This window comes from Marinobacter santoriniensis NKSG1 (assembly GCF_000347775.1).
Classification (GTDB): domain Bacteria; phylum Pseudomonadota; class Gammaproteobacteria; order Pseudomonadales; family Oleiphilaceae; genus Marinobacter; species Marinobacter santoriniensis.
The window spans coordinates 99,397-125,221 of the sequence record NZ_APAT01000015.1 but is presented as its reverse complement, the minus strand read 5'-3'; the positions used below and the strand labels follow the sequence as shown (position 1 = coordinate 125,221).

25 protein-coding genes and 1 tRNA gene are annotated in these 25,825 nt (G+C 58.1%); 11 read left to right on the top strand and 15 right to left on the bottom strand.

Annotation, left to right across the window (positions count from 1 at the left end):
- Position 1: 1 nt before the first annotated feature.
- The 4 genes from MSNKSG1_RS06375 to gloB all read right to left on the bottom strand — a co-directional run bounded on the left by MSNKSG1_RS06375 (position 2) and on the right by gloB (position 5,610).
- A complete protein-coding gene (locus MSNKSG1_RS06375) occupies positions 2 to 1,087 on the bottom strand; it encodes a microcin C ABC transporter permease YejB (RefSeq protein ID WP_008938430.1) in 1,086 nt (361 codons plus the stop codon).
- Positions 1,088 to 1,136: 49 nt separating this feature from the next.
- Positions 1,137 to 2,957 carry an extracellular solute-binding protein gene (locus tag MSNKSG1_RS06370; protein ID WP_008938429.1) on the bottom strand — a complete coding sequence of 607 codons (1,821 nt, stop codon included), beginning with the start codon at positions 2,955 to 2,957 and terminating at the stop codon, positions 1,137 to 1,139.
- Positions 2,958 to 2,964: 7 nt separating this feature from the next.
- A complete protein-coding gene (locus tag MSNKSG1_RS06365; RefSeq protein WP_008938428.1) occupies positions 2,965 to 4,665 on the bottom strand; it encodes a lytic transglycosylase in 1,701 nt (566 codons plus the stop codon).
- 150 nt (positions 4,666 to 4,815) lie between these two features.
- Positions 4,816 to 5,610, bottom strand: a complete 795-nt coding sequence (gene gloB / locus MSNKSG1_RS06360; RefSeq protein WP_040886774.1) for a hydroxyacylglutathione hydrolase — start codon at positions 5,608 to 5,610, stop codon at positions 4,816 to 4,818.
- Positions 5,611 to 5,719: 109 nt separating this feature from the next.
- On the opposite strand from gloB, the gene MSNKSG1_RS06355 reads away from it, so the two are divergent.
- The 5 genes from MSNKSG1_RS06355 to MSNKSG1_RS06335 all read left to right on the top strand — a co-directional run bounded on the left by MSNKSG1_RS06355 (position 5,720) and on the right by MSNKSG1_RS06335 (position 10,280).
- Positions 5,720 to 6,523: a class I SAM-dependent methyltransferase gene (locus tag MSNKSG1_RS06355; RefSeq protein ID WP_008938426.1), complete on the top strand. Its 804-nt coding sequence runs from the start codon at positions 5,720 to 5,722 to the stop codon at positions 6,521 to 6,523.
- A gap of 2 nt (positions 6,524 to 6,525) precedes the next feature.
- A complete protein-coding gene (gene rnhA / locus MSNKSG1_RS06350) occupies positions 6,526 to 6,969 on the top strand; it encodes a ribonuclease HI (protein WP_008938425.1) in 444 nt (147 codons plus the stop codon).
- A 25-nt stretch (positions 6,970 to 6,994) separates the two neighbouring features.
- Positions 6,995 to 7,705 (top strand): DNA polymerase III subunit epsilon, encoded by a 711-nt coding sequence (gene dnaQ, locus MSNKSG1_RS06345; RefSeq protein ID WP_008938424.1) that lies wholly within the window; start codon positions 6,995 to 6,997, stop codon positions 7,703 to 7,705.
- Positions 7,706 to 7,918: 213 nt separating this feature from the next.
- Entirely contained in the window at positions 7,919 to 9,625 is a 1,707-nt protein-coding gene (locus MSNKSG1_RS06340) for a hypothetical protein (RefSeq protein ID WP_008938423.1), read from the top strand.
- A gap of 4 nt (positions 9,626 to 9,629) precedes the next feature.
- Positions 9,630 to 10,280, top strand: a complete 651-nt coding sequence (locus MSNKSG1_RS06335; protein WP_008938422.1) for a hypothetical protein — start codon at positions 9,630 to 9,632, stop codon at positions 10,278 to 10,280.
- Positions 10,281 to 10,345: 65 nt separating this feature from the next.
- Here the strand turns inward: MSNKSG1_RS06335 and MSNKSG1_RS06330 are convergent, their stop codons facing one another.
- Positions 10,346 to 10,660, bottom strand: a complete 315-nt coding sequence (locus tag MSNKSG1_RS06330; protein ID WP_008938421.1) for an SCP2 sterol-binding domain-containing protein — start codon at positions 10,658 to 10,660, stop codon at positions 10,346 to 10,348.
- A 233-nt stretch (positions 10,661 to 10,893) separates the two neighbouring features.
- Here MSNKSG1_RS06330 and sohB point away from each other — a divergent pair, with 233 nt between their 5' ends.
- Positions 10,894 to 11,958, top strand: a complete 1,065-nt coding sequence (gene sohB / locus MSNKSG1_RS06325; RefSeq protein ID WP_008938420.1) for a protease SohB — start codon at positions 10,894 to 10,896, stop codon at positions 11,956 to 11,958.
- 22 nt (positions 11,959 to 11,980) lie between these two features.
- Positions 11,981 to 12,979: a YhdH/YhfP family quinone oxidoreductase gene (locus tag MSNKSG1_RS06320; protein WP_008938419.1), complete on the top strand. Its 999-nt coding sequence runs from the start codon at positions 11,981 to 11,983 to the stop codon at positions 12,977 to 12,979.
- Positions 12,980 to 13,060: 81 nt separating this feature from the next.
- Here MSNKSG1_RS06320 and MSNKSG1_RS06315 read toward each other — a convergent pair whose 3' ends face one another.
- The 4 genes from MSNKSG1_RS06315 to metH form a co-directional block, all read right to left on the bottom strand.
- Positions 13,061 to 13,564, bottom strand: a complete 504-nt coding sequence (locus MSNKSG1_RS06315; protein WP_008938418.1) for a DUF934 domain-containing protein — start codon at positions 13,562 to 13,564, stop codon at positions 13,061 to 13,063.
- The gene (locus MSNKSG1_RS06310) at positions 13,557 to 15,209 is read right to left on the bottom strand and encodes a nitrite/sulfite reductase (protein WP_008938417.1); all 1,653 of its coding nucleotides are present in this window, start codon (positions 15,207 to 15,209) and stop codon (positions 13,557 to 13,559) included. The genes MSNKSG1_RS06315 and MSNKSG1_RS06310 overlap by 8 nt, the downstream gene beginning before the upstream one ends.
- 378 nt (positions 15,210 to 15,587) lie before the next feature.
- Entirely contained in the window at positions 15,588 to 15,827 is a 240-nt protein-coding gene (locus MSNKSG1_RS06300; protein ID WP_008938415.1) for a DUF2970 domain-containing protein, read from the bottom strand.
- A gap of 17 nt (positions 15,828 to 15,844) precedes the next feature.
- The gene (gene metH, locus MSNKSG1_RS06295) at positions 15,845 to 19,543 is read right to left on the bottom strand and encodes a methionine synthase (protein ID WP_008938414.1); all 3,699 of its coding nucleotides are present in this window, start codon (positions 19,541 to 19,543) and stop codon (positions 15,845 to 15,847) included.
- 243 nt (positions 19,544 to 19,786) lie between these two features.
- Here metH and nfuA point away from each other — a divergent pair, with 243 nt between their 5' ends.
- Both nfuA and MSNKSG1_RS06285 read left to right on the top strand, forming a co-directional pair.
- Positions 19,787 to 20,374, top strand: coding sequence for a Fe-S biogenesis protein NfuA (nfuA, locus tag MSNKSG1_RS06290; protein ID WP_008938413.1), 588 nt, complete (start codon positions 19,787 to 19,789; stop codon positions 20,372 to 20,374).
- 258 nt (positions 20,375 to 20,632) lie between these two features.
- Complete coding sequence (locus MSNKSG1_RS06285; protein WP_008938412.1) at positions 20,633 to 21,832, top strand: DUF445 domain-containing protein; 1,200 nt, start codon at positions 20,633 to 20,635, stop codon at positions 21,830 to 21,832.
- 7 nt (positions 21,833 to 21,839) lie between these two features.
- Here MSNKSG1_RS06285 and MSNKSG1_RS06280 read toward each other — a convergent pair whose 3' ends face one another.
- From MSNKSG1_RS06280 to MSNKSG1_RS06260, 5 genes are all read right to left on the bottom strand, one after another.
- Positions 21,840 to 22,166 carry a TusE/DsrC/DsvC family sulfur relay protein gene (locus tag MSNKSG1_RS06280; protein ID WP_008938411.1) on the bottom strand — a complete coding sequence of 109 codons (327 nt, stop codon included), beginning with the start codon at positions 22,164 to 22,166 and terminating at the stop codon, positions 21,840 to 21,842.
- Between the two features lie 3 nt (positions 22,167 to 22,169).
- Positions 22,170 to 22,457, bottom strand: coding sequence for a sulfurtransferase complex subunit TusB (gene tusB / locus MSNKSG1_RS06275; protein ID WP_008938410.1), 288 nt, complete (start codon positions 22,455 to 22,457; stop codon positions 22,170 to 22,172).
- 11 nt (positions 22,458 to 22,468) lie between these two features.
- Positions 22,469 to 22,819 carry a DsrE family protein gene (locus MSNKSG1_RS06270; RefSeq protein WP_008938409.1) on the bottom strand — a complete coding sequence of 117 codons (351 nt, stop codon included), beginning with the start codon at positions 22,817 to 22,819 and terminating at the stop codon, positions 22,469 to 22,471.
- Positions 22,816 to 23,244, bottom strand: coding sequence for a sulfurtransferase complex subunit TusD (tusD, locus tag MSNKSG1_RS06265; protein ID WP_008938408.1), 429 nt, complete (start codon positions 23,242 to 23,244; stop codon positions 22,816 to 22,818). The genes MSNKSG1_RS06270 and tusD overlap by 4 nt, the downstream gene beginning before the upstream one ends.
- Positions 23,245 to 23,333: 89 nt before the next feature.
- Positions 23,334 to 24,032 carry a Bax inhibitor-1/YccA family protein gene (locus MSNKSG1_RS06260; protein ID WP_008938407.1) on the bottom strand — a complete coding sequence of 233 codons (699 nt, stop codon included), beginning with the start codon at positions 24,030 to 24,032 and terminating at the stop codon, positions 23,334 to 23,336.
- A gap of 210 nt (positions 24,033 to 24,242) precedes the next feature.
- On the opposite strand from MSNKSG1_RS06260, the gene MSNKSG1_RS06255 reads away from it, so the two are divergent.
- Together MSNKSG1_RS06255 and MSNKSG1_RS06250 are read left to right on the top strand one after the other, a co-directional pair.
- Positions 24,243 to 24,333 (top strand) — tRNA-Ser (locus MSNKSG1_RS06255).
- Between the two features lie 100 nt (positions 24,334 to 24,433).
- Complete coding sequence (locus tag MSNKSG1_RS06250) at positions 24,434 to 24,673, top strand: hypothetical protein (RefSeq protein ID WP_008938406.1); 240 nt, start codon at positions 24,434 to 24,436, stop codon at positions 24,671 to 24,673.
- Positions 24,674 to 24,687: 14 nt separating this feature from the next.
- Here MSNKSG1_RS06250 and hemH read toward each other — a convergent pair whose 3' ends face one another.
- Positions 24,688 to 25,797, bottom strand: a complete 1,110-nt coding sequence (hemH, locus tag MSNKSG1_RS06245; RefSeq protein ID WP_008938405.1) for a ferrochelatase — start codon at positions 25,795 to 25,797, stop codon at positions 24,688 to 24,690.
- Between the last annotated feature and the right edge of the window lie 28 nt (positions 25,798 to 25,825).

Here is a 25,825-nt window from a genome sequence, read left to right as displayed (position 1 = left end):
GTCAGGCGCCCTCCCGGCTTTCAAAATCGATACGCGGATCCACCAGCACGTAGGTTATGTCGCTCACCAGTTTAAGAATCAGGCCCATGAGCGTAAATATGTAGAGGGTTCCAAAGATTACCGGATAGTCCCGGTTCAGCGCCGCCTCGAACCCGAGCAGCCCCAGGCCATCCAGGGAGAAGATCACTTCGATCAGCAGCGACCCGGTGAAAAACAGGGTGACCAGTACGCCCGGCATGCTGGCGATCACGATCAGCATGGCATTGCGGAAGACATGACCATACAACACCCGCTTGTCGTCGAGCCCCTTGGCTCTGGCCGTCACGACGTATTGCTTGCTGATCTCGTCCAGGAAGGAATTCTTGGTCAGCAGCGTCAGGGTGGCAAAACCACCGATGACGTTGGCGGTGACCGGCAGGGCGATGTGCCAGAAATAGTCCGCGATCTTCTGGTACCAGCTCAGTTGATCGAAGTTGTCCGACGTTAGCCCCCGCAGCGGAAACCAGTCGAAGTAGGTGCCCCCCGCGAAGAGTACGATGAGCAGGAACGCGAACAGGAAGCCCGGTATGGCGTAACCGACCACAATGACGGAGCTGGTCCACACATCGAAACGCGAACCGTCGTAGACCGCTTTGCGGACACCCAGCGGGATGGAGACCAGGTAAATGATCAGCGTTGACCAGAGCCCGAGGGAAATGGAGACCGGCATTTTGTCGAGGATCAGGTCGATGACGCTTTTCTCGCGGAAGAAGGAGTCGCCAAAATCGAACGTGGCGTAGTTCTTCAGCATCTGCAGGAATCGCTCCGGAGCCGGCTTGTCGAACCCGTACATCACCCGAATTTCCTGCAATAACTCATCCGGAATGCCCCGGGACCCGCGGGTATCCCCACTGGCGGTGGCCACTTCGCCGCCGGAACCGCCACCGGCAGCACGGGCCAGGGCGTTGCCACCATGGCCTTCCATCTCGGCGATCAGCTGTTCCACGGGGCCGCCGGGCGCGGCTTGCACAATCACGAAGTTGAGCAGCATGATCCCGATCAGCGTCGGGATGATCAGTGCCAGCCGTCTGAGGATGTAGATGCCCATGTCGGAGAGGATTCCTTCTATGACTGCCTGGATCCAGCGGGCCGGTTAATCAGGGCTTTATCCACCAGTTGTTGAGGTCAAAGCCGTTCTTGGGCGTAACCTTCGGGCGCTCGAGTTTGTTCCAGTAAGCGACCCGGTCGCTGGTCAGGTGCCATTGCGGAATCACGTAGTACCCATGCAACAGAACCCGATCCAGGGCCCGGACCCGGTAGACCAGTTCTTGCCGGCTGGGTGCCTGGATAATCATATCCACCAGTTTGTCGACCACCGGATTGTTCACGCCCATGTAGTTGCGTGAGCCGGTCACGTTCGCGTTGAAAGAATACCAGTACTCCCGCTGCTCGTTGCCGGGGGAGTCGGATTCGGGGATGGTCTGGACAATCATGTCGAAGTCGAAATTGCGGACCCGCTGGACATACTGGTTGCTGTCCACGACCCGCAGGCTCATATCAATACCGAGCCGCGCCAGGTTCTTCTTGAATGGAAGCACTACCCGCTCGAAACTCTTCTGGAACAGCAGCATTTCGAACGCCAGCGGTTCTCCGGTTTCCTTGTTGACCATCTTGCCATCCTTGATGGCATAACCGGCAGAGCGCAGCAGTTCCAGGGCCTTTCGGAGATTCTGCCTCAGACCCTGCGGACCGTCCGTAGAGGGCGGCGTGTATTCCTGTGTGAAAACTTCGTCCGGCAGCTGCTTGCGGAAGGGCTCCAGGATTTCCAGTTCCCGCCCCGTGGGCAGGCCACTCGATGCCAGTTCACTGTTCTCGAAATAGCTGTCTGTGCGGGTGTACTGGTCGTAAAACAGGTTTTCGTTGGCCCACTCGAAGTCAAAGGCATAGGCGAGGGCGCGACGAACCATGGGATCACTGAACACCGAACGGCGGGTATTGAACGCGAAACCCTGCATTCCGGCAGGGCGGTGGTGTTCGATGGATTCCTTGACGATCGAGCCGTTGTCGAACTTCGGGCCGGTGTAGGCGGTCGCCCAGTTTTTGGCCGAGGATTCCAGCCGGAAATCGAAGTTGCCCGCCTTGAAGGCCTCAAGCGCTACGTTGTCGTCCGAGTAGTAGTCGTAACGGATATGGTCGAAGTTGAAGCGCCCCTTGCGGACACCCAGGTCTTTGGCCCAGTAATCCTTGACGCGTTCATACGTGATCGAGCGGCCCGCTTCGAAGTCGGAGATGCGGTAGGGCCCGCTCCCGACCGGCGGTGTCAGCCCGTTCTTGCCGAATTCGCGGTCTTTCCAGTAGTGCGCCGGAAGGATCGGCATCTGACCGAGGATCAGGGGGAGTTCCCGGTTGGTGGATTCCTTGAAATCGAAACGGATCCGCCTCGGGCCCTCAACAACAACATCGGCGACATCCGCATAGTAGTTCCGGTAGAACGGGTGGCCTTTGTTCACCAGAGTCTCGAATGTGAATTTTACGTCCTCGGCGGTGATGGGCTGACCATCCTGGAACCGGGCCTCCTTTCGCAGATTGAACACCACATAGCTGCGGTCTTCCGGCGTTTCAACGGATTCGGCAATCAGGCCGTACTCGGAGAAGGGCTCGTCGGCCGAGGATTCCAGAAGGGTATCGTACAGATAGGTGGTGATACCGGCAGCTGCGATCCCCTTGATGTCGAACGGGTTGAACGAATCATAACCGTTGGCGTAGACGGACAGTTTCAGCGTTCCGCCTTTGGGGGCATCGGGATTGACGTAGTCGAAGTGCGAAAAGCCCTTGGGATACTTCGGTTCGCCGTGCATGGCGATACCGTGCTGCGGCGTAACGGTATCGGTGCCCGTGGCTGCCTGGGATGACGTGGTGGGCAGGGCCAGTGCGCCCAGCAGGGCCGTGAAAAATAAGGCTTTCCGTGTTCTTGTCATAGGTTGTTTACGGACTGTTACGAATGTCCACGTAGAGTACCAGACTTTGCCCGGGTTGGAGATAACGGGAGGTGTTAAGGTCGTTCCAGCTTGCGATGTCGCGCACGTTTACCGAAAAGCGACTGGCGATCGCAGACAGGGAGTCGCCCTTACGCACCCGATATCCGACCTTCCGCACCATCGATTTTCCGCGTGCCGAGTTGGACGCCACCATGGTGGATGGCTGGGCCGTTTTTGACCAGATGACCAGTTTCTTGCCCGGTATCAGCGGATCACCCGGTGCCATACCATTCCATGCTGCCACTTCGCGCACCGACACCCGGTGTTCCCGGGCGATGCCCCAGAAGGTATCCCCCGGGCGGACGGTGTAGCGTACCTTGTTGCCCGAACGCTTGCGGTCCTGTTTCCGCTCCAGCCGCTGGGCCGCACTGAGCGCATAGGCATCCGAACCCTTGGTGGCGGAGGGGATCAGCAGCCGCTGGCCAATACGGATCAGGTCTGAATTCAGCTTGTTGACCTGCTGAATCACGCTCGGTGTGGTGTTGAATTTATGGGCAATGGTGATCAGGCTGTCGCCGGACTGCACATTATAGTTCTTCCACGAAACTCTCTTGCTGATCGGGAAGTTGGCCAGTGCCTGGCGGAAGGTGTCGGCATTTTCCCGGGGCACAAGGAGACGATGCGGCCCGTCCGGGTTGGTTGCCCAGCGGTTATAGGACGGGTTAAGGAGATATATTTCCTCGATATCCACGTTGGCGAGCTTGGCTGCCTGCGCCAGGTCCAGTTGAGATCCGGTTTTGACCACCTCGAAATAAGGCTCGTCCTTCACCGGTGGAAGGGTGATGCCATAGGCCGCCGGATCGTCAAAGATTTTGGCGAGGGCGATCAGTTTGGGCACGTAATGGCGGGTCTCCCGGGGCAGTGACAGCGACCAGAAATCGGTTGGCCGGTTGGCATTCTTATTCCGGCGGATCGCACTTGATACGGTGCCGCCGCCGCTATTGTAGGCGGCAAGTGCCAGGGTGTAATTGCCGTCGAACCGTTCTGACAGGCGCTCCAGATAGGTCAGCGCAGCATCGGTCGCAGAAATGATGTCGCGGCGATCATCGTGCCACCAGCTCTGGGTCAGCCCGAAGTATTTGCCGGTGGAGGGAATGAACTGCCAGAGGCCGGCGGCCCGGCCATGGGAATAGGCGAACGGATCGAATGCGCTTTCCACAACCGGCAGAAGGGCGAATTCTGCGGGCAAACCTCGTTTGTCAGTCTCTGACAGGATGTAGTAGAGGTAACGACTGCCGCGGTCGACCACCCGATTGATGTAGCCCGGGTGACTGGAATACCACCGTAGCTGGTCTTCAACCCGCTTGTTATCGACATCGTGATTCAGCGCGAACCCTTTACGAAGATGGCTCCAGAGGTCGTGGGTCTGTTGACTTTTGGTTGGCTTCTGGACTTCTGGCTGGTCGAGCTTTTCCCGGGCCTCCCGGGCAGCGGCCTGGAGTTCGGGTGAGATGGCGTCGTCGAGCGGGCTGTCGGCGCTGTTCTCTTCGCCATCGTCGCTTTGCACGGCCTCCTTGAGGTCCTCGTCTCCGGTTGCGACCGTTACCTGCTCGGAGTCGAGCGGATCCCGGGAAGCTGTGAGCAGATTGCTGCAACCGGCAGTCAATGTACTGGCAATCAGGAGGATGGAGACTCGGTTGACCAACATAATGAATGTCCGGAGCAGTGCATCATGGCCGGATCGAAAATCCGGCCGTTTGAAAGGGTTAGCGTCACAAAGTTGCAACGATTCTATGAGAGCCCCGTTCGGGGGGTCAAGAAACGGCTCGTTACGGTGACGAAAGGGAATGTTACGGGATTAGAAATGATCCTTGCCGTGACGGATCGCAGCGAATATCGCGTTGTCCGAGTCGGCGGCCAGACCATGCTTGGCACAGTAGCTGCGCGCGACGTCGACAACAGCCGGGTCGTCCCAGCGGAGAAAGGGGTTCAGACGCTTCTCGTTGCCGAGGACTGAAGGAACCGTGGGCCGGCCCTCGTCGCGAGCCTGGAGGCACTCCTTCTCGAAATCCGCGAGGGCGGCGTCGTCTGGCAGCCAGCTCCGGGCAAATTTCAGGTTTGCCAGCGTATACTCGTGGGCACAATAAACCGCGGTCTTTTCCGGCAGTGAGCGCAGCGTCTGGAGGGACTGACGCATCTGTCCGGGCGACCCTTCAAACAGGCGGCCGCAACCACAGACAAACAGGGTGTCGCCACAGAAGAGGACCGGTCGCCCAGCGACGTTGTTATCCGTAAAGTAGGCGATGTGGTCGAGTGTGTGACCCGGAACCCCGAGCACCTGGAACGTGAGGCCTTCCCAGACGACTTCATCCCCGGGGTGCACCTGGCTGGTGCTGTTCTTGAACGGAGACTCGGCCGGCCCGACGACACGGCAGTCCGGATGGGCCTTCAGAAGGTCCGCAATACCGCCCACATGATCCGGGTGGTGGTGCGTCACCAGAATGGTATCCAGTACCAGGCTGTTCTGGGCCAGGTGTGACTCGACCGGTGCTGACTGGCCCGGATCGACCACAAGGGCCCGGCCGTTGCCGGTGTCTGCAAGACACCAGATATAGTTGTCACTGAAAGCCGGAATCGCGGTGATCGTCAGCATAAAACCCCACATGTGTTAGCAATATCTGCCTGCTATCATAGAGCATTAAACGATGGCTCCCAACCGTACCAACCCCAAGGGACCGTCCGTCGCTGCAAGAGGGCACGCTTTGATCCAGTCGGGCACTGTTGACTACCGGGAACGTCAGGAGAACTTCGAAAGGTGGTTCCAGACACCGCTGGGGAGAGCGTTGCTGGCGGATCAGCGGCGATTCTGTGACTACGAACTCGGCGGTTCTACAGGAGCCCGGCAACTGCACTTGGCCGTGAGCCACCGTTTGCCTCTGGCGACCGGTACCGACTTCGTGCAGAAAATCGTGACCACACCCCGCTGGTCACCTCAAACACCCGAAGGTGTGGTCGTGTGTGACGCTGACGAGCTGCCGTTTCCATCAGACTCGATGGATCTGGTCATTCTTCACCACGCCGCGGACTTTTCCCCGTATCCGCACCAGGTACTGCGCGAAGCGGCCCGGGTGCTCAGGGGCGAGGGCACCATGCTGTTGATTGGTTTCAATCCCGTCAGTCTCTGGGGCATCCGCAAACTGGTGTCCCGTCAGCACCTGGGACCCTGGGGCGGTCGATTTCTGTTACGGGGCCGGATGGAGGACTGGCTACACCTTCTGGGCTTTGCCGTTCAGGGCTCGGTCACCCGTTTCCTTCGATTGCCGATCCAGCGAAGTGGGCGTCGGCCCTTCCGGCAGATGGATGCGCGGCTTTCCGGCAATCGGTTCCTGCCAGTCGGTGCCTATTACTGTATCCTTGCGAAAAAGCGGGTCTATGGGCGCTTGCCACGCAAGCCGGTATGGCGCAAGAGCTCGGTGATTTCGCTGCCCGGAACGGGAACCGTTGGTGCTTCCCGCGGCTATCAACAGGAGGGGGTGTCGATCGGCATCCCGCAAGAACAGGAGTAGGAATGTCTGGAAAGGTGATTCTGTATACCGACGGTGCCTGCAAGGGCAACCCGGGCCCGGGAGGATGGGGCGTCGTGTTACGTTACGGTGATGCGGTCAAGACCCTGTATGGTGGTGAATTGCAGACCACCAATAACCGAATGGAGTTGATGGCCGCGATACGTGGGCTGGAAGCGCTCAAACGGTCCTGCACGGTCGACCTTTATACAGATTCCCAGTACGTTCGCAAAGGCATCACGGAGTGGTTGTCGGGCTGGAAACGCAATGGCTGGAAAACAGCCGCAAAGAAGCCCGTCAAGAACGATGATCTCTGGCGGGAGCTGGATTCTGAAACCGCCCGGCATACCGTGAAATGGCACTGGGTGAAGGGACACGCGGGCATTCCCGATAACGAACTCGCGGACGAGCTGGCCAATCGCGGCGTCGAAGAGCTTTCCGAAGCCTGACTGACTACTCTCCGGAAGGAAAAGCATGAGACAGATTGTACTGGATACGGAAACCACGGGCATCGATCCCAACGATGGTCACCGGATTATTGAAATTGGCTGTGTCGAAGTGGTTGAGCGGGAGCTGACCGGGCGTAATTATCACGTTTATATCAATCCCGAGCGGGAAGTTGAAGCCGAAGCCATCACGGTGCACGGCATTACCAACGAGTTCCTGGCCGACAAACCCGTTTTTGCCGACATCGCCGATGAGTTTTTCGAGTTCATCAAGGGCGCGGAGCTGGTGATTCATAACGCCGCGTTCGATATCGGCTTCATGGACGCGGAGTTCGCCCGTCTCAAGCCGGTTCGGAAGACCGCAGATCACTGCGGTGTGGTGGATTCCCTCGCCATCGCCCGGGCCAAGCATCCCGGGCAGAAGAACAGTCTGGACGCGCTTTGCAAACGCTACGGTGTGGATAACAGCAATCGTGAGCTTCACGGCGCATTGCTGGACGCCGAGATTCTGGCGGATGTCTATCTGTTGATGACCGGCGGTCAGACCGCGCTGTCTCTCGATTCCGGTTCTTCCGACGGTGGCGCTGCCGGCGGCATTCGCCGCTTGTCCGCCGACCGGCCCCGGCTCTCCGTCGTGGCCGCGTCCGAGGAAGAGGCCACAGCCCACGACGAGTTCCTGTCCATGCTCGACAAACAGAGCGGACAAAGCCTCTGGCGCAAACTGCAGGGCCCGGAATGAGAACTGCGTCAGCCTGTACCAAATGTTACATTCTGCCTTTCTTGAGCAACTTGAGTTTTGTGTTATAAGTAATGATAAGTTCGCGCTTTTTTTGTGAACTTTATACGGGCAGGCGAGGGTGCCAGCCGATAACAAAAAGTCCGGTGCCGATGCGCCCGGTCAAGTCTCAGGCTAGGAATGCGGTAGTCTCCGCGAATTAAACAGGAAGCGTTTATGGTGCAATCGTCTCTGGCGACGAAATCGCAGTCGTTTGATCTGGTCAAGGGTGAAATTGAACAGACCATCAAACAGGCAGAATCCAGCCTTGAGCGCTTTCAGGAAAATCGCGAGAGTGGTGAAGATCTCCAGAACTGTGTTGATTACCTGAACCAGTTGCGGGGCATCTTCATTCTGGTCGAGCTTCGTGGCGGCATCCTGCTTTGCCAGGAAGCTGTCGCCATGGCCAACGACGTTCCGGTCGGCGCCAACGATGACAAGAACGTTCTGCTGACGACCCTCAACAGCGCGCTGTTTATCCTGCGCCGTTACGTCGAGTACTACCATCGGGAACGGGAGGATCATCCGGAACTCCTGTTGCCGGTGATCAATGATCTCCGCGAGGCCCGTCGCGAAAAACCCTACCCCGAATCCTGCTTCTTCGAGATTGATGTCAAGGAACGGCCGGATTTCTGTTCTGGCATTCGCCTGCCGGAATTCGAGGGAAGTGATGAGGATTACGAGATTCTGGCCCGGCGGATGCGCCTGACCTTCCAGGTCGCTTTGCTGGGGGTTCTCAAGGAGCGTAACGATGTCGTGAACAAACGCCTGCTCGGGCGGTCGGCCCGGGGGCTCGCGCGGCTGTGCCAGGGCGCTCCTATGGGGCAGATGTGGTGCCTGCTGGCGACGGTGGCGGATACCATGCTGGATCGGGCGATGGTGTTCAACAAGGCCCGCAAGCGGATGCTGATGCGTATCGAACGGTACGCCCGCGAAGTGGTGTATGTCGGAAAGGTTGCCACAGCCAAGGACGCTCCGGATTCCCTGATCCGGGACCTCGTCTACCTGCTGTACCGGAGCGGTTCCGGTAACCCGGAGGTTACCAACGTACTTTCCGCGTTCAAGTTGACGCCGGCCGAGTTTCCCGACTCGATGCTTGAAGCGCATGCCCGCCGACTCTATGGTCCGGGCAGCGATGTTCTAAAATCTTTGTCGGACGCCTTACAGGATGAGCTGAACCAGCTGAAGGACAAGCTCGACATCATCGAGCGGGGCATTGAGCCCGACCTTGCGGAATTGTCGTCGATTGCCGACGCGCTCGAACGCCTGGCCAGTATCCTCGTCATGCTAGATCTCCAGAAACTGGCGTCCATTTCCCGTGAGGAGGCCGGCAAACTGCGGGATTGGGAAAAGGACAACCGTCTCCCGGATGATGAGGAACTGTACCGCCTGGCCGATTCCGTGCTGGGCGTCGAAGACGCGGTCATGCAGATCGTCACTCGGGGTATAACCTCCGAGACAGATGCGCTGGCGGGCAGCCAGCGTCGCCGCGAGGAATCCGTGTATCTCCGCGAAGCGTTGTTTGTGGTAGCGGACGAAGCCCGCAGTGCCTTGACGCTCGCAAAGCGGGCCATTACCGCGTTTATCGAATCCGATTATGACAAACTCCATCTGGCCAACCTTCCGGTCACGCTCCACAGCATCTGGGGTGGGCTGCAGATGGTTGATGATCCGGGTGCGGCAGACGTACTGGCGCGGGTGGCAGCGTCCATCCAGGATCGCCTGCTGGATGCCCGGGAGGCGCCCTCGAATCAGGTACTTGAGGCTTTGGCGGATGCGCTGACGTCACTTGAGTATTACATCGAGAGCATCGGCAACCGCGAGGATCGGAATCCGGATCTGCTGAAACTGGCGGAGTCCTCGCTGGACGACGTCGGGTTGTAACGTTATGTCCTATGATCTCGCCGCCATCGTACTGATCGTCATCGGTGCGGTTCTGGTGATTGCGAGTCTGATCTTTTTTCTGCGTCCACGCTGGCTGCTTGGCTGGCTCAAGGGTATGGCCGTCTTCGGCGCCCTCATTCTGGGCATCTACACACTTTCAATTGCGGTAAGTCTTACCGGTTATCAATCGCTTGAGGGGATGCAGACCGTCGCGTCGATTTCCACGACGCGGCAGGGCGATCAATTATGGCGGGTGACCGTCGAGCGGAAGAATCAGGCGCCGATCACCGAGGCTGTCCATGGAGACCAGTGGCAGATGGATGCGCGTATCCTTCGCTTCTCCGGCCCGATACGCTGGCTCGGTATTGCGCCCGGGTATCGCCTGGAACGACTGAGCGGACGTTATACGTCGTTGGAGCAGGAGCGAACCGATCCCCGAACCGTCATCGGATTGAGTGGAGGACGATGGCCGGATCTCTGGGCACTGGACCGACAGTTCAATCTTCCCTTTATTGAAGGGGTATACGGTAACGCCACGTTCATGCCGATGCGTGACGGCGCGATCTTCGACGTCAGGCTCTCCTCGTCGGGGCTTGTTGCCGTACCGGTAAATCCCCAGGCGAGGCAAGCGGTCGAGCAGTGGGGCGGCCAATAGGCCCAGTTATGGACACAAAAAAACCTGCGCGAACGCAGGTTTTTTTCGGGAAGCCGTTTTCGGGCTCAGCCCATGTTGAACAGCTCGCCCAACTTGGTTGCGAGCATCATGTCGCCTTCCGCGCGGAGCTGACCGGCCATAAAGGCCTGCATGCCATCGGTCTCACCGGAAACGATGCCCTGAAGGGTATCGGAATTCATGATCAGAGTGACGGACGGATCGTCGTTGGCACCCTCGTGCAGCTTGCAGGAACCGTCGTTGATCACCAGGTGATAGGTGCTATCGTCTTCGATGTCGAACTGGAACACCAGGTCCAGGCCTTGAGCCGCGTCTGCGTTGAAATTCTGTTCGAGTTTTTCAAATACCTGAGCTACAGACATTGGTTTACCCTTTTCGATGGTTGTCTTGTCATGGCGACGGCTTGAGTTCCCTGGCTTGGTAACGAGCCTGTACGAACGCCTGGGCAGAGCCGACTTCGCTATCCGACTTTATGGTTAGTGCCCGTAGCTGTCAAGCTCGATCGAACGCTTGTTTAAATTTTTTTGCTCTGCTTATCAGTGCGAATTCGGTAGGTTACACTCTCGACTTCGCATCAACACCTGGAGAAACAATTTTGGAATTCCTGACTGAGTATGGGCTTTTCCTGGCCAAGGTTGTCACCTTTGTGGTGGCGGCCATCGTGATTATCAGCATCATTGTCTCCTCAGCCCAGAAGGATAAGGACGATCACGAGGGGGAGGGCGAACTCAGGATCCGTAAACTGAACGAGAAATACCGCAAGCTCAAAGAATCCATTCAGGCCCGGTTGATGAGCGAGCAGGAACGTAAGGCATTCCTGAAATCGCAAAAGAAACAGAAAAAGGCGGAGAAAAAGGCCGAAAAAGCCAGGCAGAAGGATCAGCCGGAAGCCGAGCCAACCACGGCAAGGGTGTACGTGCTCGATTTTGACGGGGATATCAAGGCGAGCGATACCGATCAGCTCCGGCGGTCGATTTCCGCCGTACTGAGCGTTGCCGACCCGGACCAGGACGAGGTGGTCATTCGCCTGGAAAGTGGCGGCGGGCTGGTTCATTCCTATGGTCTGGCTGCGGCGCAACTGGACCGCATACGGAGCAAGGGCGTTCGCCTGACCGCCTGTGTGGACAAGGTGGCCGCAAGCGGCGGCTACATGATGGCGTGTGTCGCTGATCGGATTGTCGCCTCACCCTTCGCGATTCTTGGCTCCATCGGGGTGGTGGCCCAGCTTCCGAACTTCCATCGATTCCTGAAAAAGAACCATGTCGATTTTGAGGTGCTCACCGCCGGGGAACACAAGCGTACTCTGACCGTGTTTGGCGAAAACACCGAGAAAGGCCGGCAGAAATTTCTCGAAGATCTGGAGGACACTCACGGTCTGTTCAAGGAGTATGTCAGTGAGCGCCGTCCGAGCGTTGATATGGACGAAGTCGCGAACGGTGATATCTGGTTCGGCCGTCGTGCGCTCGCCGTCAATCTGATCGACGAGATCAAGACCTCCGACGAATATCTGATTGAAGCCTGTGACCGGGCCGACGTAGTGTCGGTAACATTCCAGCGTAAACGGAGCCTCCCGGAAAAACTGGGGCTGGCGACCAGTGTCGCTCTGGAAAACACCGTTTGGCGCGTGTTGAGCGCCTTTCGTAATCAGAAAATCCAGTAACTGATTAATACGGGGCACAATGATGACAACCAATACCGAATTCCAGGCCTGGCGCGTGGAAGAGAAGGATGGAGAGTACGTCGGGCAGGAGCAGACACTGAAGGTATCGGATCTTCCAGAAGGCGAGGTTCTGATCCGGGTGCACCATTCATCCCTGAACTACAAGGATGCATTGTCTGCGTCCGGAAACAAGGGTGTAACCCGCTCCTATCCTCACACGCCGGGGATTGATGCGGCTGGTGAGGTTGTCGAGTCGGCAACCGGTGAGCCTGCCGTGGGCAGTCAGGTGATTGTGACCGGCTATGACCTCGGCATGAATACCGATGGCGGCTTTGGAGAATATATCCGCGTACCAGCCTCCTGGTGCGTCCCCATGCCGGATGGCTGGAATACCCGCACGGCGATGATCTACGGTACCGCCGGTCTTACAGCCGGGTTGTGTGTCCAGAAACTGCTGCAGATGGGGGCTCGTCCGGAGCAGGGGCAAGTGGCCGTCAGCGGTGCCAGTGGCGCTGTGGGCAGTGTGGCGGTGGAGCTGCTGTCCAGCCTCGGCTTTGAAGTGGTGGCCATCAGCGGCAAAGCTGATCACGCCGCGGCGCTCAAGGACCTGGGCGCCAAGGATGTCCAGGGCCGGGAGATTCTGGAAGAGCAGAAGAAGCCGCTTCTCAAACCGGTGTTTGCCAATGCCGTCGATACCGTCGGGGGTGCTCCGTTGGCAGAATTGCTGAAGCAGATCCAGCCCGGTGGGTCTGTGTCGATCTGCGGGCTGGTTGCCGGTCCTCAACTGCCCACGACGGTGCTGCCGTTCATTCTGCGAGGCGTTAACCTGCTGGGTGTGGATTCGGTGGAAATTCCGCTTTCCGAGAAACAGTCAGTGTGGAAGAAATTCTCCGGCGAGTGGGCTTGCCCGAAGGCAGAAGCGTCCGCAAGGGACATCGGGCGTGCGGAGCTTGATGACGCGCTGAAGGCGTTTCTCAAAGGCGCGTCTGCAGGGAAAATCGTTCTGGACCACGCCAAATAATCACAGGCCAGGTTTCAGGGCAGAAAAAAGAGAGGCCACATGGGCCTCTCTTTTTTTTTGAGTCTATTGTGTGGACGGCGCTCAGGAGGCCCGTCTGCGGAAGAGCGGAAGATCCGTATCCGTAGCCGCCTGGTAGGACTGGCTGAAGAAGTTCAGGCAGTCCTGGCCTTTGGCAGCGTCCTTGTCGGGCCGGAGCGCATAGGCATCGAACCCGCAGCGTTTCATGAACTGGAGTTGGTCCAGCAGAACGTCGCCGATGGCCCGCAGTTCATTACGGTAGGCATAGCGCTCCCGGAGCAGTCTCGCAATGCTGTAGCCGCGACCATCACTGAACTTCGGAAAGTTCACGGCGACCACGGGCAGTTCATTCGCCCGCTCCCCGAGGTGTTCCGGCTCCTGGTGGCTGTCGAACCAAACGCCGATATCGTCTCGGCCGGCAAAATGTTCGTGGCCCGCGAGCCAGAGATCCACCGGAATCAGGCAGGGCCCGTTCGGGAGGGCCAGGGATTCGCCATCTTCCGGTCGGGCGACGACGGTCCAGTTGTCCTGCCGGATGGTGCCATCGGCTGAAATTACGTTAGGCATAAACCCGCTCCTTGAATGGATTCATTCCAATTCGCTGATAGGTGTCCAGGAAGGTTTCCTCCTCGGTGCGCTTTTCGACGTAGACGTCGATAAGCCGCGCGATCACGTCCGGCATATCCTCGCGGGCGAATGAGGGCCCCAGGATTTTTCCGATTCTCGCATTGTGGTGGGAATCGCCTCCCAGGCTGATCTGATAGAACTCTTCACCTTTCTTGTCGACACCCAGCACGCCGATGTTCCCGACATGGTGGTGGCCACAGGCATTCATGCAGCCGGAGATATTGAGATCGATCTTGCCCAGATCGTACAGATAATCGAGATCGTCGAAGCGACGCTGGATCGCTTCGGCAACAGGAATCGATTTGGCGTTCGCCAGGGCGCAGTAATCGCCTCCGGGACAGCAAATAACATCGGTCAGGGTGTTCAGGTTAGCCGTGGCAAAGCCCAGCGGACGGAGTTTTTCCCATAACTCGAACAATCGGTCCTGACGGACGTCGGCCAGCACCACGTTTTGTTCGTGGGTCGCCCGGGCTTCACCGAAGCTGTATTCGTCTGCCAGATCCGCGATCTGTTCGAGCTGGCGATCGCTGACGTCGCCCGGTGGTACACCGGTTTTCTTGAGTGACAGTGTGACGATGGCATAACCCGGCTTTTTATGCTGATCGACGTTGTGGGTCACCCACTGGTCGAACTCGCGATTGGTGAACCGCTGCTCTGCAAGCTGGTCAGATGCATTCTCCAGGGACTGATAGGACGGCTCGGTAAAGTATTGCTGGAAATGGGCGACAGCCTCCGGCGTCAGTCGGGTTGGGGAGTCCTTGATGTGGGCCCATTCGGCTTCAACCTTTTCGGCAAACCCTTCCGGTGTCAGTGCCTTGACCAGGATCTTGATTCTGGCCTTGAACTTGTTGTCCCGACGGCCATAGCGGTTATACACACGCAGGATGGCCTCGAGGTACGTCAGGAGGTCCAGTTCGGGGAGGAATTCCCGAATGACCGGCCCAACCATCGGGGTGCGGCCCAGTCCGCCGCCAACGTGAACCCTGAAACCCAGGTCTCCGGCATCATTCCGGACCATCTGAAGGCCGATATCATGCACCTGGATGGCCGCCCGATCGGTCTTTTCCGACGCGTTTACCGCGACCTTGAATTTCCGGGGCAGGAATGCGAATTCGGGGTGGAAGGTGGACCACTGCCGGATGATCTCGCAGTAGGGACGCGGATCCGCGACCTCATCGTCCTGTACCCCGGAAAACGGATCCGTGGTGGTGTTGCGAATGCAGTTGCCGCTGGTCTGGTTGGCGTGCATTTCCACATCGGCGAGTTCCGCCAGAATATCGGGCACGTCCTCAAGGCGGGGCCAGTTCAACTGAATGTTGGTCCGGGTCGTGAAATGGGCGTAGCCCTTGTCGTAGTCCCGTGTGATCCGGGCCAGACGACGCAGTTGCTCAGAGCGCAACATCCCATACGGGACACAGATTCGAAGCATGGGGGCCAGACGCTGGACGTACAGGCCGTTCTGCAAGCGCAGCGGGAGGAACTCGTCTTCCTCGAGCTCCCCGTTAAGGGCCCGGCGAGTCTGGTCGCGAAATTGCGCCACTCGTTCGCGAGCCAGCTGACGGTCGTGTTCGTCGTATACGTACATAGGTGGAACGTCCTGCCTTTTGCTTTCCTGCCCGCGCGTAACGCCTGGAGGGCGGTACATGATCGGGTTGCTTATATCAGGAACGCAGGATATCACCGGCTTTTTATTTCCAAAATGATTATTTCAAAATATGTTTATCGACTGAGGTGATAAGGAGAGGCGTCCCGCGCTGGACGGATGTCAATTTCCTGCTTTACTGAGAGTGAGGCCGGAAATTCGGGCCTCCGGCGTTTTGAAAACCCGGGCAGGGGAGAAAGAACGATGAAAAAAAGTGCACACAATGACAGTCAGGCGGATGCGGTCGCGGCCGTATTGCTGATCGTGTTGGCCGTCGCGTTTGCGGTCGTCTGGGTGTCCGGCCAGTAATCGGGATTCAGGCTAGTGTCCGGCCAGTACCGCCTGGACAATCAGAACCAGAACCAGAACAAATCCCGCTGTGAAGATCACCCCGCCAATTATGTAGGGCCAGGGGCTGTGGCTCGAGAAATCTTCCTCGCGGCGCCTGGAGGACTGAACCCCCAGGGCTCCCGCAAGGACGCTTTGCAAAACCTTCAGAACGCCCGGCGATCGGGTATTGGGCGCTTTTTCGCCGCTGTTACGGTTCGCCGGATCGCTCATGGTCGTCTACTCCATTTCTATTCCGCCGGATCGTACGCGAGACTGGGCATCAGCCAGCGTTCTGCTTCGGCCCGGGACATGCCTTTACGCTCAGCATAGTCCTCAACCTGATCGACGCCAATTTTGCCCACGGCAAAATATTTCGATTCCGGGTGGGCGAAATACCAGCCGGACACCGCAGCGGTCGGGAACATGGCAAAGTGTTCCGTCAGTTCGATGCCCGTTTCATCAGTGGCCTTGAGCAATTCAAAGAGTGTGGCCTTCTCTGTGTGGTCAGGGCAGGCGGGATACCCGGGAGCGGGCCGGATGCCACGGTAGCGCTCCTTGATCAGGTCATCATTGCCAAGGGTTTCGTCATTGGCATAACCCCAGAATTCCTTGCGAACCCGCTCGTGCATCCGTTCTGCAAAGGCCTCGGCCAGCCGGTCGGCCAGGGCCTTGACCATAATTGCGTTGTAGTCGTCGTGCTTGTCCTTGAATTCGAGCGAGAATTCTTCAGCCCCGATACCGGTGGTAACGGCAAAACCGCCGACGTAGTCCGCTTTGCCGGTGTCTTCCGGCGCAACAAAGTCTGACAGTGCCATCATCGGCTTACCCGGTGCTTTTTCGTCCTGTTGGCGCAGGTGGTGCAGGGTAGTCAGCTCAGTCTTCCGGGACTCATCGGTATAGACGACAATGTCGTCGCCCCGACGACTGGCCGGCCAGAAGCCGATCACGCCGCGGGCAGTCACGCGTTTCTCGTCAATCATGCGGCGAAGGATTTTCTGGGCGTCGTCAAACAGGTTTCGCGCGGCTTCGCCCCGTTTGGGGTCGTCAAAGATCGCCGGGTATTTGCCGGAGATGTCCCAGGAGATGAAGAACGGCGTCCAGTCGATGTAATCCACCAGTTCATTCAGGTCATAGTCATCGAACACCCGGATTCCGGTAAACGTGGGCGCGGGGGGCTGGTAGGTGTCAAAATCCACCTTTGGTGCCCGATCCCTCGCTTCTTTGAGCGATACCAGTTTGGTCCGGTCGCCACGGTTCTTGCGACGTTCGCGAATCTCGTCGTATTCGGTGCGGGCGGCCTCGACAAAGGACGGCTTGGCCGTCTTGCTGAGTAGCTGGGACGCAACGTTCACGCAACGGGACGCATCGGAGACGTACAACGCGATATCGTTCTTGTACTGCGGTTCGATCTTCACCGCCGTGTGGGCCTTGGAGGTAGTTGCGCCACCGATCATCAGGGGGATCTGGAAGTCCAGTCGCTGCATTTCACGGGCAACGTGGACCATCTCATCCAGCGATGGAGTGATCAGGCCGCTCAGGCCGATGATGTCGACGTTTTCTTTCCGGGCGGTCTCCAGGATCTTGTCGCACGGCACCATGACCCCGAGATCAATGACTTCGTAGTTGTTGCACTGCAATACCACGCCAACGATGTTCTTGCCGATGTCATGGACATCGCCTTTCACCGTCGCCATCAGGATCTTGCCCTTGGCCTGCTGGTCTTCGGTCTTTTCAGCTTCGATGTACGGAATCAGGTAAGCGACGGCCTGCTTCATGACCCGCGCACTTTTGACGACCTGGGGCAGGAACATCTTGCCGTCGCCGAAGAGGTCACCGACCACGTTCATGCCGGCCATCAGGGGACCTTCGATCACTTCGATCGGATGCTCTGCCCGCTGACGGCAGGCTTCTGTGTCTTCAATAATGAACGAAGTTATACCTTTGACCAGGGCGTGTTCCAGGCGCTTTTCCACGGGCCATTCCCGCCAGGCAAGATCTTCCTCCTGGGTTTTTCCGCCCTTGCCCTTGAACTTCTCGGCGGCCTCGAGCAGGCGGTCGGTGGCATCATCCCGACGGTTCAGGACGACGTCCTCAACCAGCTCTTTAAGGTCCGGTTCGATTTCATCGTAAATCACCAGCTGGCCGGGATTGACGATGCCCATATTCATGCCGGCCTTGATCGCGTGGTACAGGAAAACCGAATGAATGGCCTCACGGACGGCATCGTTGCCGCGGAAGGAGAAAGACACGTTGCTGACCCCGCCCGAGATGGAGGCAGCGGGCAGGTTCTTCCGGATCCAGCGGGTGGCTTCGATGAAGTCCACCGCGTAGTTGTTATGCTCCTCGATACCGGTCGCAATCGCGAAAATATTGGGGTCGAAGATGATATCGGCCGGATTGAAACCGATGCCGGTGAGCACATCATAGGAGCGTTTGCAGATCTGGGTCTTGCGCTCGAACGTGTCGGCCTGGCCATCTTCGTCGAAGGCCATGACCACCACTGCGGCGCCATACCGCATGCAATCCCTGGCTCGCTTGATGAATTCCTCTTCGCCTTCCTTGAGACTGATGGAATTCACTACGGCTTTGCCCTGGATGCAGCGCAGCCCGGCTTCAATAACCTCCCACTTGGAGGAGTCGATCATGATGGGAACGCGGGAAATATCCGGTTCTGAGGCCACCAGGTTCAGGAAGGTCACCATGACCTCCTTCGAATCCAGCATGCCCTCATCCATGTTGATATCGATGATCTGGGCACCGTTTTCCACCTGGTCCCGGGCAACGCTCAGTGCCTCTTCGTACTGCTCTTCCTTGATCAGGCGCAGGAAACGTTTCGAACCGGTCACGTTAGTCCGTTCGCCGACGTTGATGAACAGGGTGTTCTCGTCGCCGGTGAAAGGTTCAAGACCAGCCAGGCGCAGAGCCTTCGGGCGTTCTGGAATCTGCCGGGGTGGATACTTTGCGACCGCTTTTGCGACAGCTTCGATGTGATCCGGGCGGGAGCCACAACAGCCGCCGATGATGTTCAGGAAACCGTCCCGGGCGAATCCTTCAATGATCTCGGCCATTTCCTCGGGCGTCTGGTCGTATTCCCCGAACTCGTTGGGCAAACCCGCGTTCGGATGTGCGGATACGTAGGTTTCCGCCTTCGTGGACAGTTCCTCGATATAAGGCCGCAGGGCGTCGGCACCGAGGGCACAGTTGAGCCCCACGGAGATCGGTTTGGCGTGGGCGACCGAATTCCAGAACGCCTCAGTGGTCTGGCCGGAGAGCGTCCGGCCGGAGGCGTCGGTAATGGTGCCGGAGATCATGATCGGCAGTTCGACACCGTTATCCTCGAAATATTGCTGGGTGGCGTAGATCGCCGCCTTGGCGTTCAGCGTGTCGAAAATCGTTTCGATGAGAATGAGATCGGCGCCGCCCTCGACAAGACCGGAGACGGCCTCGTAATAGTTGTCGACCAGCGTCTGGAAATCGACATTCCGGTATCCCGGATTATTGACGTCCGGTGAAATGGAGGCGGTGCGGGACGTAGGCCCGACCGCGCCCGCGACGAACCGTGGCTTGTCCGGATTGCGGGCGGTAAATTCGTCGGCAATGTCCCGGGCAAGACGCGCCGAGGCAACGTTCAGCTCGTGGGCCAGTTCTTCGAGACCGTAGTCTGCCTGGGACAGACGGGTGGAGTTGAAGGTGTTGGTCTCGATGATGTCCGCGCCGGCATCCAGGTACTCAGCGTGAATATTGCGGAGAAGGGCGGGCTGGGTCAGGTTGAGCAGATCGTTGTTACCCTGCACCTCCTTCTCGTAATCCTTGAAGCGATCTCCCCGGAACGCCGATTCATCCAGCTTCTGGTTCTGGATCATGGTGCCCATGCCACCATCAAGAATCACAATGCGTTCTTTGAGGGCCTTTTGCAGCTGCGCCAGTCGGGTTGTGCGATCGCTCATAGGGGAATCATCCGGAAAACGTGAATATCGTCTAAATTCAGTAAGTGGCGCGGGATCATAGCAAAAATGCAACAGTCCGTCTTAGTCCCAGTGGTCATATTGGTGTGTCGGGAATCACGCTACGCCTGTTCATGATGTACGTGGAAGTCATTACCACTCAAATGCCCGACTATTTTACTTGGTCTTTCATGTTTCGGTGAACTCTCTTAAAATAGAGATCAAATTTCCAGACGGGTAGGAAACATGGCTTTGGTGACTGTGACCGATTCTGCGAGGGACTATCTCGCACAACTCATTGAAAAGCAGGATGTGGAAGGCATGGGCGTCCGGATCTTCGTGACCCAGCCCGGTACACGGAATGCGGAAACCTGCCTGGCGTACTGCCCGCCGAATGAAGTGGTCCCGACGGATGAGCAGCTCGACCTAGAGAAGTTCACCCTTTACCTGGATCACAACTCTGTTCCGTTCCTTGAAGAAGCCTATGTGGATTACTCCAAGGATCAGATGGGCGGACAGCTGACGATCAAGGCGCCGAACGCCAAGGTACCCAAGATCGACGACGACGCACCGCTGCCGGATCGCGTCAACTACATCCTCGCATCCGAGATCAATCCCAATCTTGCCGCCCACGGCGGTGAGGTGTCTCTCGTCGAGATTGTGGATGAGTCTGTGGCTGTCCTGAGGTTTGGCGGTGGGTGCCAGGGTTGTTCCGCCGTCAGTCTCACGCTCAAGCAGGGCGTGGAATCCACTCTGAAGGAACGGGTACCCGAAATCTCGGCGGTCCGGGATGTCACGGACCACTCCTACACCGAGAACGCTTACTACCAGTGATCGTTTCCTGTTATCGGTACTGATCGCCGTCAAACCGGCACTGCGCGCACTTCCTGGAAGGCTGTGCCGGTTTGTTTCTTGCCCCTTCCTGCTGCCGCAATTCCGCCCTCCCGCTGGCTTCACGGCCAATGTCGATAAAACGCCGCTGCTTCATTATGGGTCACATAAATTGACACGACAGGCGATTACACTGTCGCCTGACTAATAAAGGCTGAAGGATCCGCGGCATTGACCGCACCGTTTTGACCGGGGTAACTCTTGATTGATCTAGCGCTTCTGTCCGTGCCCGCCATGGCCGCGGTTACCGGCTGGGTGACCAACTGGCTTGCCATCCAGATGTCGTTCTATCCGGTTCGTTTCGTCGGGATTGGTGCGATTGGCTGGCAGGGCGTTATCCCCCGCAAAGCGGAAAAAATGGCCCACATCTGCATCGACCGGACCTTGCAGAAGTTCGGTGATCTCAATGCCGTGTATGAAAAACTCGAACCCCACCAGATTGTCGAGCAGGTTGTTTCCCAGCTGATTCCGCGCGTGGATGAGTACATCGACGAGATCATGTATGAGAATCACCCGGTGCTTTGGGACAATCTGCCGATCTTCCTGAAAAACCGTATCTACCAGTGGGCGAGGGCGGAGCTGCCCTCCCGGATCGAGGAGCTGGTGGAGGATTTCGGTGATGACCTGAGCGACCTCGTGGATCTGAAAGCGCTCCTGAGTCGCGAACTCCAACGGCATCCGGACCTTATGAACCGGATATTCCAGCAGGCCGGGTCGGTTGAGCTTCGGTCAGTGATCAATCTGGGCGCAGTCATTGGCGCTGTGCTGGGTGCATTGATCGTGCCCTTCTGGACACGCTACCCGGAGCCCTGGCTGTTGCCCGTTGCCGGTTTTGCCGTGGGATTCATTACCAACTGGCTGGCGATCAACCTGATCTTTGCCCCGGTGGAGCCCCGCCGCTTTCTGTTCTGGAAAGTTCAGGGTCTGTTCCTGCGACGCCAGTCCGAAATCAGCGATGTCTGGGCCCGACTGGTTGCGGAAGAACTGATTACGGTCGAAAAGGTCGCGGACGCGATGGTCAACGGGGCCCAGGGTGACCGGACCCGCGCGATCATCCAGAAACACCTGCGCCCCTTGCTCGATAACTCACCGGTTCTTAAAACGGTGACCCAGGTGTCCGTCGGAGTCACCGGTTATACCGAGCTGAAAAAGGCGCTCTATCAGAAAGCCGTGGTCGCCTCTGGCGAAGTGTTCTCTGATCCGGCGTTTAACCGGGGGCGGGCGCCCGTCGTTGCGCAGGTGCTGGCGGGCCAGATGAAAGCCCTGGGTCCCGATGAGTTCCAGGGCATACTCCGGCCGGCCTTTCACGAGGAAGAGCTTCAGCTGATGCTGGTGGGAGGTATCTTCGGTGCCGTCGGCGGGCTGATCCAGTTTGTCTGCCTGAACTACCTGGTTTTCTGAAACCCGGTTAAAGGCAGTTGGTCGGTCGTGGCAGACCGGCAATACGACAGGCGGTTTTCGCCGGTGTGCCCGGAAACAGCTGCATCAGGTAGATGCTGTTGCCTTTTTCTTCTCCCATCGACTCTTTTACCGCTTTTACGAACAACCGGTTCGAGGGCGGTGAAACCTCATGTTCCGTATAAAAATCTCGAAGGAACTCGATGATTTCCCAATGATTGTCGGAAAGTTCCAGGCCGTCCTCACGGGCAAGTGCAATGGCAACGTCCGGCGTCCAGGTGTAAGCGTCTTCAAGGAAGCCTTCATTGTTGCGTTCAGGGAGTGTCTGGTCGGTCATAGGTCACCAGCTGATTACCTGTCCTGCCTCGGTGGTCAGTCTTACCATGCCCTCGTAATCGACGGGCACGAAGGTGCTGTCGTCTACCTGAAGGCCGCGGGCCTCGAGATCCGGGCTGAGAGCGTAGATTTGGCCAGATACCGTTGCCAGCCGCCCGGCGGTTGTCGTTGCGAGCACGCCGTTTTCGATCAGCATCAGCGCATCTTCGGGCCCCAGGGCTGTCAGGCACCGTTGAAAACGCGGATGGTCCGGACTCTTGTTCAGGATATGAAGCGTATGAATCGATGCCATCTTGTTTGGACTCACCCTGCAAATACAGTGTGTGTGTATTGGTGGAGCAGGTCGGACCCGACGTCCACCCGCGTAACGCCAGCAATCAGGTCCGCTTCCGCCAGGCCGTAGGCCTCACAATCGCGGCCATCGGCGAGCAACCCCTCGACCCCGAAGATGGGCGCAGCGGACAGATTCTTCTCGACAGACTTCTGCGAAATGCCCTCGGGCGCCTGGCCCTTGCGCAACCAGTTCACCCCGGCGCCAAGGAAAAGCAGGGTCACCGGCTGGTCGAACGCCGCCAGCGAAAAAGCCATGTCCAGCGCCTCCCGTCCGGTCCAGTCTCCGTAGGGTGCGGAATCAATAACGACCAGCGTACTCATGCCCCGGATCCCCCATGGAAATAGATCACCCTCGAGGAGCGCAGGCCAGCCTCGACCCATTCCCCCAGGCCGGCGATAACAAACGGCGCGCGGACATTGTGGGCCGACAGCTCGTAACGCTTTTTCTCAGCCTCATCCACCAGGCCCCTGCGCAGGGCAGAGGCGATGCAGGCGATACCGGGTATGTCATGGGCCTCGAGCAACTGTGACCATTCCCGGGGCCAGTGGGGCTCGTCCGATGGTGGCGAAGAAAGCGCGGAAGCCAGGTGGACACCGTCACCGTACAGGAAAATCCGGTCAATCCGGTGGCCGCTCGCCAGTGCCGCTCTGGCAAAGCCTATAGCCGTTTGAGGGGCCTGGGAGCTGTAAGGGGCCCCGGTAATAACAATCGTGAAGGAGAAGGGTTCAGAGTGCTGCATGGTCATAACCGGTCTGGAATGGCCTCCAGTTTACCGAATGAAAAAGCCCCGGCAAGGCCGGGGCTTTTGATTTACCTGTGTTCCTGCCTGTCGAATCAGTCTTCGCCGCTGAAGGCGGCCAGCAGTTGCAGCAGGCTGATGAACAGGTTGTAGATGGAGACATACAGGCCAATGGTTGCGATCACGTAGTTGCGCTCGCCACCCTTGATGATCTGGCTGGTCTCGAACAGGATCATCACCGATGCGAAGATGGTGAAGCCTGCGGACACCGCCAGGTGCAGGGCAGAGCTCTGCATGAAGAAGGCCAGCAGCATCGCGCCGATCAGGACAAAGGCCCCTGCCGTAAGGAAGCTGGACAGGAAGCTGAAGTCCTTCTTGGTAATCAGCGCTGTCGCCGACAGGCCGACGAACGCGATGGCGGTCAGGGTGAGGGCCTGTGCCACGATCTGGGAAGCACCGGCAGCTACGAAGGCACCGATGATCGGACCCAGCGTGTACCCCATGAACCCGGTCAGGGCGAAGGTAGTAACGATACCCCAGGGGCTGTTTTTCAGCTTGTAAGTTGCGAACAGGAGACCGAAGTACCCGACAAGGGTAATCAGGAAGCCCGGATGGGTTCCGTTCATGTTAAGGAACGCGGTGAGGGCCGAGAAAGCCAGGGTCATGCCGAGTAGCATGTAGGTGTTCCGCAGAACCTTCATCGCGTCCGTGCTGATACCTGTACTCGCACGCTCCGCCTGGGGCGCTGAATACGCACCCTGCTGGTTCTGAACGCCGAATCGTCTGTTTTCCATTGTCATCTCCGTTTAATAACGACTGGATCTTGAGGTCATCATAGTGTCAGTTTCACAACTTTCAATCATTTACGACAGGAAAGTCCTCTCTGGATTCCATTACAAACAGTTAATGTTTTAAATTCGGGTCAGAATTATGCAAGGCGTTGACAGCACATGCAATTCGGGTATCATGCACACCGCTGTCGCAACGACGGCAATGGTTTAAACGGTGGGCTGGCAGAGTGGCTGAATGCAGCGGTCTTGAAAACCGCCGACGGTTAGTAGCCGTCCCGGGGTTCGAATCCCTGGCCCACCGCCATTTTTCTCTTCCTTTCCTGTATTTGTCCTTCCCATATTGAATTCCCGCGCACTCGGGCGCATAAAGATTCTGTGTGCAAACGAATTGCCGGGAGGTCATCGTGAGTAACCAGTCAGATTCCCCAGTCGACGAACGCGGAAATCGCCGTTATGCCGTGTCGGCCAATCGGAGCCGTGCCAGTCATCGGGTTCGTTATGTCGAAACCGGGGGCGCCGCGGTGGATGTAGAGGAGTGCACCTTCTGCCAGGCCATGCCGTCTCTGGATGGCGCGGAAGATGAGTGTCGCGGTGAGTCCGGGGGTAAGTCGGCCCCTGAGGCCGTGCCCCCGGAAAAGGCCTGAGAAAACGCCGGGGGTCAGAGATCCCGGTCCGGGTAGGTGGAGTTCTTGCGCTCGTCCGCCCGATCCTGTCGTGCCGCCAGTGCTTCCGGCGTATTGTCAGGCGCGTGCCATCCCTGGAGATTCTCCTCAATCAGCTTCACCAGAGCGTCAATGTGCCCCCGTGTTGCATTAAGCGCCGGGATATAGCTGAATCCCTCGCCACCGGCGGCCATAAAGTACCCCCGATTTTCTTCCCTGATCTCTTCCAGGGTTTCAAGGCAATCCGCGGAGAACCCGGGACAGAAGACATCCACGGACTGCACTCCATTACCTGGAAGGGACTTCAGTGTTTCATCCGTATAGGGCTTCAGCCATTCCTCCCGCCCGAATCGCGACTGGAAGGTCGTCAGGTAATCCTCTTTTGAGAGCCCGAGTCGTTCCGCAAGCAACCGGGATGTCTTGTGGCATTCACAATGATACGGGTCGCCCTTGAGCAGATAGCGGAGAGGGACGCCGTGATAGGACAGGATCAGCTTTTCCTTGCGTCCATGATTGGCCCAATGGGCTTCGATGTGACGTGCCATTGCCTCGATATACGGCGGGTAGTCAGGGTAGTGCGATACGAACCGCAGATCCGGAAGCCAGCGCCGCCGGGTAAGCACTTTGGCAATCGCATCGAAGGTCGATGCCGACGTTGAGGCGGAATACTGTGGGTAAAGCGGCAACACCAGCAGGCGACGGACTCCCTGTTCCTGCATGTCGTCCATGACCTTTTCGATAGAAGGATTGCCGTAACGCATGGCAAAGCCCACGACGACATCCTGTCCGTACCGGACTTTCAGGGCTTCCCGGATGCCATCGGCCTGCTTTGCGGTATGGGTCAGCAGCGGCGACCCTTCCGGTTGCCAGACCCCGGCATAGGCCTTGGCGCTCCGCCGGGGACGGATCCGCAAAATGATGCCGTGCAGGATCAGCCACCACAGCGGGCGGGGAACCTCCACGACCCTGGGGTCCCAGAGAAACTCAGCCAGATACCGTCTCAGTGCCGACGTCGTTGGTGCGTCCGGTGTGCCCAGATTGGTGACCAGGACGCCCAGTCGGTCAGGGTGGTTGTGGCGAAAGTTCTCAGGGCCTTTGTAGTTCATTCAACGAATCCTGGATCGTGGTTGCCGA

What these genes read in the sequence shown, in the direction of transcription:
- MSNKSG1_RS06370 (WP_008938429.1), bottom strand. Translation starts at nt 2,957, where the DNA reads ATGACAAGAACACGGAAAGCCTTATTTTTCACGGCCCTGCTGGGCGCA.
- MSNKSG1_RS06270 (WP_008938409.1), bottom strand. Translation starts at nt 22,819, where the DNA reads ATGAGTACGCTGGTCGTTATTGATTCCGCACCCTACGGAGACTGGACC.
- MSNKSG1_RS06320 (WP_008938419.1), top strand. Translation starts at nt 11,981, where the DNA reads ATGACAACCAATACCGAATTCCAGGCCTGGCGCGTGGAAGAGAAGGAT.
- MSNKSG1_RS06280 (WP_008938411.1), bottom strand. Translation starts at nt 22,166, where the DNA reads ATGACCGACCAGACACTCCCTGAACGCAACAATGAAGGCTTCCTTGAA.
- dnaQ (WP_008938424.1), top strand. Translation starts at nt 6,995, where the DNA reads ATGAGACAGATTGTACTGGATACGGAAACCACGGGCATCGATCCCAAC.
- MSNKSG1_RS06375 (WP_008938430.1), bottom strand. Translation starts at nt 1,087, where the DNA reads ATGGGCATCTACATCCTCAGACGGCTGGCACTGATCATCCCGACGCTG.
- nfuA (WP_008938413.1), top strand. Translation starts at nt 19,787, where the DNA reads ATGGCTTTGGTGACTGTGACCGATTCTGCGAGGGACTATCTCGCACAA.
- tusD (WP_008938408.1), bottom strand. Translation starts at nt 23,244, where the DNA reads ATGACCATGCAGCACTCTGAACCCTTCTCCTTCACGATTGTTATTACC.
- rnhA (WP_008938425.1), top strand. Translation starts at nt 6,526, where the DNA reads ATGTCTGGAAAGGTGATTCTGTATACCGACGGTGCCTGCAAGGGCAAC.
- gloB (WP_040886774.1), bottom strand. Translation starts at nt 5,610, where the DNA reads ATGCTGACGATCACCGCGATTCCGGCTTTCAGTGACAACTATATCTGG.
- MSNKSG1_RS06365 (WP_008938428.1), bottom strand. Translation starts at nt 4,665, where the DNA reads ATGTTGGTCAACCGAGTCTCCATCCTCCTGATTGCCAGTACATTGACT.
- MSNKSG1_RS06300 (WP_008938415.1), bottom strand. Translation starts at nt 15,827, where the DNA reads ATGAGCGATCCGGCGAACCGTAACAGCGGCGAAAAAGCGCCCAATACC.
- MSNKSG1_RS06260 (WP_008938407.1), bottom strand. Translation starts at nt 24,032, where the DNA reads ATGGAAAACAGACGATTCGGCGTTCAGAACCAGCAGGGTGCGTATTCA.
- tusB (WP_008938410.1), bottom strand. Translation starts at nt 22,457, where the DNA reads ATGGCATCGATTCATACGCTTCATATCCTGAACAAGAGTCCGGACCAT.
- MSNKSG1_RS06310 (WP_008938417.1), bottom strand. Translation starts at nt 15,209, where the DNA reads ATGTACGTATACGACGAACACGACCGTCAGCTGGCTCGCGAACGAGTG.
- MSNKSG1_RS06330 (WP_008938421.1), bottom strand. Translation starts at nt 10,660, where the DNA reads ATGTCTGTAGCTCAGGTATTTGAAAAACTCGAACAGAATTTCAACGCA.
- MSNKSG1_RS06315 (WP_008938418.1), bottom strand. Translation starts at nt 13,564, where the DNA reads ATGCCTAACGTAATTTCAGCCGATGGCACCATCCGGCAGGACAACTGG.
- MSNKSG1_RS06335 (WP_008938422.1), top strand. Translation starts at nt 9,630, where the DNA reads ATGTCCTATGATCTCGCCGCCATCGTACTGATCGTCATCGGTGCGGTT.
- MSNKSG1_RS06340 (WP_008938423.1), top strand. Translation starts at nt 7,919, where the DNA reads ATGGTGCAATCGTCTCTGGCGACGAAATCGCAGTCGTTTGATCTGGTC.
- hemH (WP_008938405.1), bottom strand. Translation starts at nt 25,797, where the DNA reads ATGAACTACAAAGGCCCTGAGAACTTTCGCCACAACCACCCTGACCGA.
- metH (WP_008938414.1), bottom strand. Translation starts at nt 19,543, where the DNA reads ATGAGCGATCGCACAACCCGACTGGCGCAGCTGCAAAAGGCCCTCAAA.